This window comes from Nitriliruptor sp. (genome assembly GCF_040882075.1).
Lineage (GTDB): Bacteria > Actinomycetota > Nitriliruptoria > Nitriliruptorales > Nitriliruptoraceae > Nitriliruptor.
The window spans coordinates 1-8,610 of record NZ_JBBEBZ010000009.1 but is presented as its reverse complement, the minus strand read 5'-3'; the positions used below and the strand labels follow the sequence as shown (position 1 = coordinate 8,610).

At 70.4% G+C, this 8,610-nt stretch carries 7 protein-coding genes; all 7 read left to right on the top strand.

What is annotated here, in order from left to right; all coding sequences use genetic code 11:
* The first annotated feature begins 138 nt into the window (after positions 1–138).
* The gene (gene nuoF, locus WEB03_RS00745) at positions 139–1,542 is read left to right on the top strand and encodes an NADH-quinone oxidoreductase subunit NuoF (protein ID WP_368069061.1); all 1,404 of its coding nucleotides are present in this window, start codon (positions 139–141) and stop codon (positions 1,540–1,542) included.
* Entirely contained in the window at positions 1,542–4,052 is a 2,511-nt protein-coding gene (locus WEB03_RS00740) for an NADH-quinone oxidoreductase subunit G (protein WP_368069058.1), read from the top strand. Before nuoF ends, WEB03_RS00740 begins: the two co-directional genes overlap by 1 nt.
* The gene (locus WEB03_RS00735; RefSeq protein ID WP_368069060.1) at positions 4,052–5,320 is read left to right on the top strand and encodes an NADH-quinone oxidoreductase subunit H; all 1,269 of its coding nucleotides are present in this window, start codon (positions 4,052–4,054) and stop codon (positions 5,318–5,320) included. The genes WEB03_RS00740 and WEB03_RS00735 overlap by 1 nt, the downstream gene beginning before the upstream one ends.
* Before the next feature lie 110 nt (positions 5,321–5,430).
* Positions 5,431–6,081: an NADH-quinone oxidoreductase subunit NuoI gene (nuoI, locus tag WEB03_RS00730; protein WP_368069059.1), complete on the top strand. Its 651-nt coding sequence runs from the start codon at positions 5,431–5,433 to the stop codon at positions 6,079–6,081.
* The gene (locus WEB03_RS00725; RefSeq protein WP_368069057.1) at positions 6,082–6,933 is read left to right on the top strand and encodes an NADH-quinone oxidoreductase subunit J; all 852 of its coding nucleotides are present in this window, start codon (positions 6,082–6,084) and stop codon (positions 6,931–6,933) included.
* A 3-nt stretch (positions 6,934–6,936) separates the two neighbouring features.
* A complete protein-coding gene (gene nuoK / locus WEB03_RS00720) occupies positions 6,937–7,236 on the top strand; it encodes an NADH-quinone oxidoreductase subunit NuoK (RefSeq protein ID WP_368069056.1) in 300 nt (99 codons plus the stop codon).
* Between the two features lies 1 nt (position 7,237).
* Positions 7,238–8,610 (top strand): NADH-quinone oxidoreductase subunit L (gene nuoL / locus WEB03_RS00715; RefSeq protein WP_368069055.1); only part of this gene is annotated, 1,373 nt, incomplete at its 3' end.

Here is an 8,610-nt window from a genome sequence, read left to right as displayed (position 1 = left end):
GACGAGGCCACGCCTGACGAGGCCACGCCCGACCAGACACCCGACCCGGTCGTCGCCGACCAGCCCGCGACCACCGAGCCGGCAGGCGAGGGTGAGCGCCACCCCGCGCACCCCGCGCACGCCGCACCCGGTGCCGCGATCGCCCTCACCGAGCGCTACGGCGTCCCGAACGTCGGCGACATCGACATCTACGAGCAGCACGGCGGGTACGTCGGCCTGCGCAAGGCGCTCGAGATGGACCCGAAGGACATCATCGAGACCGTCAAGGAGGCCGGTGTCCGCGGACGTGGCGGCGCCGGCTTCCCGACCGGCTTGAAGTGGTCGTTCGTGGCCCAGGACACCGGCAAGCCGATCTACATCGTCTGCAACGCCGACGAGGGCGAGCCCGGCACGTTCAAGGACCGCGAGCTGATGGAGCTCGACCCCCACCAGCTCGTGGAGGGCATGGTCGTCGGCGGCCTCGCCCTCAACGCCGAGCAGGGCTACATCTACCTGCGCGGTGAGTTCGCCTACGCCGGCCGGCAGCTGACCCGGGCGATCCGGCAGGCTTACGAGCGCGGCTACCTCGGTGCCGACGTCCTCGGGTCCGGCAAGCGCTTCGACCTGACCCTCCACCGTGGTGCTGGCGCCTACATCTGCGGCGAGGAGACCGCGCTCCTCGACTCGCTCGAGGGACGCCGCGGCCAGCCGCGGCTGCGTCCGCCGTTCCCGGCCACGCACGGGCTGTACGGCTGCCCGACCACCGTGAACAACGTCGAGTCGATCTCGAGCGTCCCGTTCGTCCTGCGCCACGGCGTCGACTGGTACCGCCAGTGGGGGACCGAGAAGTCGGCCGGTCCGAAGCTGATGTGCCTCTCGGGCGAGATCGAGCGCCCGGGCAACTACGAGTTCCCGCTCGGCGCGACCGTCCAGGAGATGATCGACGCCTGCGGCGGCATGAAGGACGGCAAGACCCTGAAGTTCTTCTGTCCCGGCGGGTCGTCGACCCCGATGCTGCCGGCGGCCGCGGCCGACACCGTCTACACCTACGAGGCCGTGATGGAGGCCGGGTCGATGCTCGGCACCGGCGCCCTGATGCTGTACTCCGAGGACACCTGCGTGGTCGACATGGTCCGCGGCTGGACCAAGTTCTACGAGCACGAGTCCTGCGGCAAGTGCACGCCGTGCCGCGAGGGCAGCTACTGGCTGTCGCAGATCTACGACCGGATCGAGACCGGCACGGGGCGCGTCGAGGATCTCGAACTGCTCGAGGACCTGTGCGACAACATCTTCGGTCGGGTCTTCTGCGCGCTCGGGGACGGGATGACCTCGCCGATCGTGTCCAGCCTGAAGCACTTCCGCGAGGAGTACCTCGAGCACATCCGCCAGGGCCGGTGTCCGCTCGGGGCCAGCGAGCCGCGCCGGGATATCGCCGTGCTCGAGGCTCGCGTCGACGACCACGGCGACGTCCTGCCGCCGGTCCGTGCGGGTGAGCAGCCCCTCGCGGCGGCGGCTCCGATCACGACCGCGGCGAGCCCAGCTCCCGCGGGGCAGGCGCGATGATGGCTGAGCAGCCCGACGACAAGCAGGGGCGCCCCGAGCGCGAGGACGACGTCACCCTGACCATCGACGGTCAGGAGGTGAGCGTGCCCAAGGGCACGCTGGTCATCCGCGCCGCCGAGCAGCTCGGGACGATCGTGCCCCGCTTCTGCGACCACCCCCTCCTCGATCCGGTCGGCGCGTGCCGGCAGTGCGTGGTCGAGGTCGAGGGGCAGCGCAAGCCCGTGATGTCCTGCACGATGCCGGTGGCCCCGGACATGGTGGTCAGCACCCACCTGACCTCACGGGTGGCCGAGAAGGCCCAGGAGGGCACCCTCGAGTTCCTGCTGATCAACCACCCGCTCGACTGTCCGATGTGCGACAAGGGTGGCGAGTGCCCGCTGCAGGACCAGTCGCTCCGGAACGGCACGAACACTTCGCGCTTCATCGACCAGAAGCGGCGCTACCTCAAGCCCGTGGCCATCAGCGCCCAGGTGCTGCTCGATCGGGAACGGTGCGTGCTGTGCGCCCGCTGTACCCGGTTCTCCGAGCAGATCTCCGGCGATCCCTTCATCGAGCTGTTCGAACGCGGCGCCCTCCAGCAGGTCGCGATGTACGAGGACGAGCCGTACGACAGCTACTTCTCGGGCAACATCATCCAGATCTGCCCCGTGGGCGCGCTCACCTCGAACTCCTACCGGTTCAAGGCGCGCCCGTTCGACGTGGTCACCACCCCCTCGGTCTGTGACCACTGTTCGGCCGGCTGCTCGCTGACCGTCCAGTCGCGTCGTGGGGACATCCAGCGCCAGCTCGCGCGGACCAACCTCGCGGTCAACGAGGCCTGGAACTGCGACCGGGGCCGCTTCGCCTTCAAGCACCTGACGGCCGACACGCGCATCACCACGCCGCGCCTGCGGCGGGGCGGCGACCTCGTCGAGGCGACGTGGTCCGAGACGCTCACGACCGTCACTGCAGCGCTCGCCGACGCGAAGGAGGCCGGCGCGGGTCGCGTCGCGGTCCTGACCGGTGGCCGCCTGCCGGACGAGGACGCCTACGCGGTCGCCAAGTACGTCCGCACCGTGCTCGGCAGCGACGACCTCGATTTCCGTACGCGGTTCGCCGACCCCGCCGAGACCGACGAGCTCGTTGCCCTGGTCGGGCGTGACGGGGCGACCTACGCCGACGTCGAAGCCTCGCCCGTGACGCTGGTCGTCGACCTCGACCCGGAGGAGGAGGTGCCGATCCTGCACCTGCGCCTGCGCAAGGCGTGGCGCAACTCCTTGGCCCACCTGGTCTCGGTCGGCCCCTCGCTCGGGTCGCTGTGGGATCTCGCGTGGCGCCGGATCGGGACGCGTCCCGGCGGTTCAGCCGACGCCCTGGCCGCGCTGACCTCCGAGCTGACCGGCGGTGGGCAGGACCTCAGCGAGGTCGCCGCCGCCCTGCGCGATGCCGACACCGCTCCGGTCGTGCTCGTCGGCGAACGCGCAGCATCCGGCACGTTGACCGCCGCCGCAGCCCTGGCCGACGCCTGCGGCGCCAAGCTCGCGTGGGTCCCGCGTCGCGCTGGCGACCGGGGCGCGCTCGAGGCGGGCCTCGCCGCGGGCGTGCTGCCCGGTGGCCGCCGGCTCGACGACGCCGACGACCGTGCGGCCGTCGCGGCGGTCTGGGGCGAGCTGCCGCAGGAGCGCGGTCGCGACCTCGAAGCCATCCTGACCGACGCTGCTGCCGGCAAGGTCGATGTCCTCCACCTCATCGGTGTCGACCCCCTGCGGGACGCGGCGTCGCCCGAGCTCGCGCGGAAGGCCCTCGCGAAGGCCAAGCTGGTGATCGCGCAGGACCTCGCGCTCAACGCCACCGTCGCCGAGTTCGCCGACGTCGTCCTGCCGGCGGCCGCCACGCAGGAACGCGCCGGTGCCATGACCAACTGGGAGGGCCGCACGCAACGGTTCGCCCGCGCGGTCGACGGCCCGGACCTGGTCCAGGAGGACTGGGAGATCCTGGTGCAGCTCGCGGCCATGCAGGGTCGCGACCTCGGGTTCTCCGACCTCGACGCCCTGCGCGCCGAGATCGAGACCCTCGGTGCCCGCCCGACGGCGCACCCCCTGCCGACCTCCGCGGACGCGTCCGGCGCTCCAGCGGCCGACGCCGACACCTCGGCGGCTGACGCGGACGGCGGCGACGACGGCACGCTCGAGCTGGTCGCGGTGCCCGCGTTGCTCGACCGCGGCACGATGCTTGCCGGTGCGACCGATCTGCTCGCGACCGCCCGCGAGCCCGACGTCGCGGTCCACGTCACGGACGCCGAACGTCTCGGCATCGGCGACGGGGACGAGGTCGAGCTCGCCGCCGACGGGCGACAGGTCCGGTTGCGGGCGCGCGTCGGCCACGATGTGGTCCCCGGCGTCGTCCGCGCACCGGCGAACTCCACCGACACCTCGGTGCGGTCGCTGGCCGCCGCGGACGGCAGCACGCGGGTCACGGTGACCGCGGTCACCAGCGCCGACGAGGACGAGACCGTGGAGGTGGCCGGGTGATGGAGACCTACCCGTTCTGGGTCGACCTCGTGCGAGCCGTCGCGGTGTTCGTCTACTTCCTGCTGTTCACCGCCCTGCTGATCTGGGGCGAGCGACGCATCCTCGGGCGCATGCAGTCCCGGCTCGGACCCAACCGTGTCGGCCCGCTCGGGATGATGCAGACGCTGGTCGACGGCGCCAAGATGTTCTTCAAGGAGGACGTCACGCCGGGGATGGTCAACAAGCCGATCTTCATCCTCGCGCCGCTGATCGGGGTGATCGCCGGCTTCCTGTCGATGGCCGTCATCCCCCTCGGCGGTCAGGTCACCCTCTTCGGTGAGACCTTCCCGCTGGTGGTCGCCGACCTCGACGTCGGCATCCTGTGGTTCCTGGCGATGGGCTCGATCCACGTCTACTCGACCTTCCTGGCCGGGTGGGCCTCGAACTCGCCCTACCCGCTGCTCGGCGGGGTGCGCTCGAGCGCGCAGATGGTCAGCTACGAGATCGCCCAGGGTCTGGCGGTCGCCAGCGTCTTCATCTACACCGGGTCGCTGCGCGTGTCGGACATCATCGCGGGCCAGGACCAGGCGCTGTTCGGCATCGAGGGCATCCCCGGCTGGAACGTGGTGCCGCTGTTCCCCGCCTTCCTCGTCTTCGTGGTCGGGATGGTCGCCGAAGCCGGCCGGCCGCCGTTCGACCTCGCCGAGGCCGAGGGCGAGCTCGTCGGCGGGTTCAACACCGAGTACTCCGGCATGAAGTTCGCGATGTTCATGCTCGCCGAGTTCATGGCCGCGGTCACGATGTCGGCGGTCGTGGTCACCCTGTTCTTCGGCGGGCCGAACGGACCGACGTTCGGACTCGGTGAGCCGTTCACCTCGCTCCTGCCGGTGTTCTGGTTCACCCTGAAGGTCAGCTTCTTCGTCCTGTTCTTCATCACCCTCCGCGGCGCCCTCCCGCGCGTGCGTTACAAGCAGCTCATGGACATCGGGTGGAAGGTGCTCATCCCGGTCGCGCTGGTGTGGACCATGGTCACCGCCGGCTTCGTCCTCATCGAGGAGGTCGAGGGCGGCCTGCCGAACGGGGCTCGCATCGCGCTGGCCGTCCTCGCGGGCCTGATCCTGCTCTTCGCGCTCGTCGGGGAGGCCGGTGGCGGTGAGCCCGCCCCGGCCCGCACCCGTGGCGGCGCGCAGCGGCCGACCGACGCGGACGGTGACCCGGTGGGTGAACCCGAGCTCGACGTCGGCGACCCGGCGGATCCGAACGCCGACCGCAAGGAGGTGACGCGCTGATGCCCTCCGCCCTGATCACCCTGCTGAGCTTCCTCGTCCTCGCCGGTGTCGTCTACCTGTTCCTGACGCGCACCGTGATCGGACGCGGGTTCTCGGTCCCGCTGCGCAACATGGTGCGCCCGGTCGAGACCCACTCCTACCCGGAGGACCCGCGCCCCGTCACGCCGCGCTTCCACGGTCGTCACCAGCTCAACCGGTACGCCGACGGCCTCGAGAAGTGCATCGGCTGCGAGCTGTGCGCGTGGGCCTGCCCCGCCGACGCCATCTACGTCCAGGGCGCGAACAACACCGTCGAAGCGCGCTACTCGCCGGGCGAGCGGTACGCCGAGGACTACCAGATCAACTACAACCGCTGCATCCTGTGCGGGCTCTGCATCGAGGCGTGCCCGACCCGTGCCCTCACGATGACCCACGACTACGAGTTCTCGGCTGCGACCCGACAGGAGCTCATCTACACCAAGGGTGACCTGCTCGCGGTCCTCCCGGAGGGCGGGGACGAGACCCCCCACCGCGACCGTGAGGTCCGGGCGCGCGGTCTCAACTACTACGGTGGCCTGGCGGTGACCCCGCCGACGCTGACCGGGGGCCGCTACGAGCCCGCCGAGCACGCGCCGTCCGCCCGTGCCGCTCAGGTCGTCCCCACCGGTGACCTGCCGAGCACCGACGCCGACCCGGCCGACCCCGCCACCGTGGGGACCGAGACGATGCCTGAGCACCCCGAGCGCGGGGCGACGACCGAGTCCGAGCGAGGGGTGCGCTAGATGACGCTGCTGGCCCAAGCCGCGGACGTCGCGGCCACGGACGCGAGCACCGCGGAGACGATCGTCTTCTACGTGTTCGCCGCCCTCGCGCTCGGCTCCGGCCTCGCGGTCATCACGATGCGCAACATCGTGCACGGCGCGCTGATGCTCGTCCTCAACCTCCTCGCGATCGCCGGCCTGTACCTCGCGCTCGAGTCGACGTTCCTGTCGATCATCCAGGTGCTGGTCTACGCCGGCGCGATCACGGTGCTGTTCCTGTTCGTGATCATGCTCCTCGGCATCGACCGCGACGACCTGCTCAGCGTCACCTCCAAGCGCAACGCCATCCTCGCCAGCGCCGCCGTCGCGCTGCTCGCGGGCGCGCTGCTCGTGGGGATCGTGGGCCCGTACACCGGCGAGGCGTCGCTCTGCAACCAGGGCGCGACCACCACGGCCGGCGGCGCCTGCATCGGCCTCGAGGACGCGCTCGCCGGCGAGGAACAGGGGTCGGTCAGCTTCCTCGGGGAGCGGATGTTCACGCGGTACACCTTCCCGTTCGAGCTGTCCGCGTTGCTGCTGACGGTCGCCACCATCGGCGCGACCCTCCTCGGCCGCCGTCGCGACCCCGAGCCGGACGACGAGGACGACGCGCCCATCGGCTCCGGGGGGACCCACGTCCCCGCCGACGTCCTGGCCGCCGACCTCGACGCGGTGTCCGAGCACTCCGACGCCCGGGTCGAGGGCGACCGTCCCGAGCTGCGCGACGCAGGCCAGGACCCCGAGCTCGACCGTGGTCGCGACGACAGTTCGGTTGCGCCTCGAGGACGAGACGACAGCCACCCCCACCGCGACACCCCCGAACGGGAGGGCTGAGCCGTGCCGATCGGGTACTACCTCGTCGTCTCCGCGCTGCTGTTCTGCACGGGGCTGCTCGGCGTCATGGTGCGCCGCAACGCCATCGTGCTGTTCATGTGCATCGAGCTCATGCTGAACGCGGTCAACCTGACCCTGGCTGCTGCCGCCCGCATGTGGGGTGGCGCGGACGGCCAGGTCTTCGTCTTCTTCGTCATCGTTGTCGCCGCGGCCGAGGTGGTGATCGGCCTCGCGCTGATCGTCAACCTCTTCTTCCGCCGCGGGACGCTCGACGTCGACGTCCCCCAGCTGCTGAGGTCCTGACGTGACGTTCCTGCTCGCCGCGGAGAGCGCTCCCGCCGCTGTCAACGAGGTCGTCCAGACGACCTCGGGGGCCATCGGGTTCGCCTGGCTCGTCCCCGTCGTCCCCCTGCTGGGCTTCCTCGCCGTGCTGCTCGCGACCAAGGCGCTGCGCGAGTCCGCAGCCTTCATCGCCATCGGCGCCGCGACCGTCAGCTTCCTGCTGTCGATCGCGATCTTCGTCCAGATCGTGGCCGAGCCGGCGACCCACATCCGGCCCATGCCGACCTGGATCGCCGCGGGGGACCTGCAGGTCACCTTCGACCTCCAGGTCGACCAGCTCACCGGCGTCATGCTGCTGGTGGTCACCGGGGTCGGGCTGCTCGTCCACCTCTACTCGCTCGGGTACATGCATGGCGATCCGCGCTACGAGCGCTTCTTCGCCTACCTGAACCTGTTCCTCGCCTCGATGCTGATCCTGGTGCTCGGCGCGAACCTGCTGACGCTGTTCCTCGGCTGGGAGCTGGTCGGGCTCTCGTCCTACCTGCTCATCGGGTTCTGGTTCGAGAAGCGTGAGTACGCGGCCGCGGCCAAGAAGGCGTTCATCACCAACCGCGTCGGTGACGTGTCGTTCATGGTGGCGATGTTCCTCGCCTTCGCGACCTTCGGGACCCTCACCTTCACCGAGATGTTCCCCGAAGCCGGGACGCTGTCGCCCGGTGCGGCCACGGCGCTGGTGCTGCTCCTCCTCGGAGGTGCCGCGGCCAAGTCGGCGCAGATCCCGCTGCACGTGTGGCTGCCGGACGCGATGGCGGGTCCGACGCCCGTGTCCGCGCTGATCCACGCCGCCACGATGGTCACCGCCGGCGTCTACCTCACCGTCCGCATGTCTCCGGTGCTGGTCCAATCGATCGACGCGATGCAGGTGATCGGGTGGATCGGTGGCCTCACCGCGCTGATGGCCGCCCTGATCGCGATCCGCCAGGACGACATCAAGAAGATCCTGGCCTACTCGACCGTCTCGCAGCTCGGCTACATGTTCCTGGCCGTCGGGGTCGGGGCGTTCCGCGAGGGCATCTTCCACCTCGTGACCCACGCGTTCTTCAAGGGCCTGCTGTTCCTGGCCGCCGGGTCGGTCATGCACGCGCTGGCCAACCGCACCGACGCCTGGGGGATGGGGGGGCTGCGCAAGGCCATGCCCATCACGTTCTGGACGTCGATGACCGCGTGGCTGGCGATCAGCGGGGTGTTCCCCTTCGCCGGCTTCTTCAGCAAGGACCAGATCCTCACCGAGGTGTACGTGCACGGCTACCTGCCGCTCTACATCATCGGGTTGGTCACCGCGGTGCTGACCGCCTTCTACATGTCGCGCTGGTTCTTCCTGATCTTCCTCGGCGA

Bases quoted from the DNA above. Each gene is read 5' to 3' on its own strand.
- WEB03_RS00735 (WP_368069060.1), top strand. From the start codon at position 4,052: ATGGAGACCTACCCGTTCTGGGTCGACCTCGTGCGAGCCGTCGCGGTG.
- nuoI (WP_368069059.1), top strand. From the start codon at position 5,431: ATGGTGCGCCCGGTCGAGACCCACTCCTACCCGGAGGACCCGCGCCCC.
- WEB03_RS00740 (WP_368069058.1), top strand. From the start codon at position 1,542: ATGGCTGAGCAGCCCGACGACAAGCAGGGGCGCCCCGAGCGCGAGGAC.
- WEB03_RS00725 (WP_368069057.1), top strand. From the start codon at position 6,082: ATGACGCTGCTGGCCCAAGCCGCGGACGTCGCGGCCACGGACGCGAGC.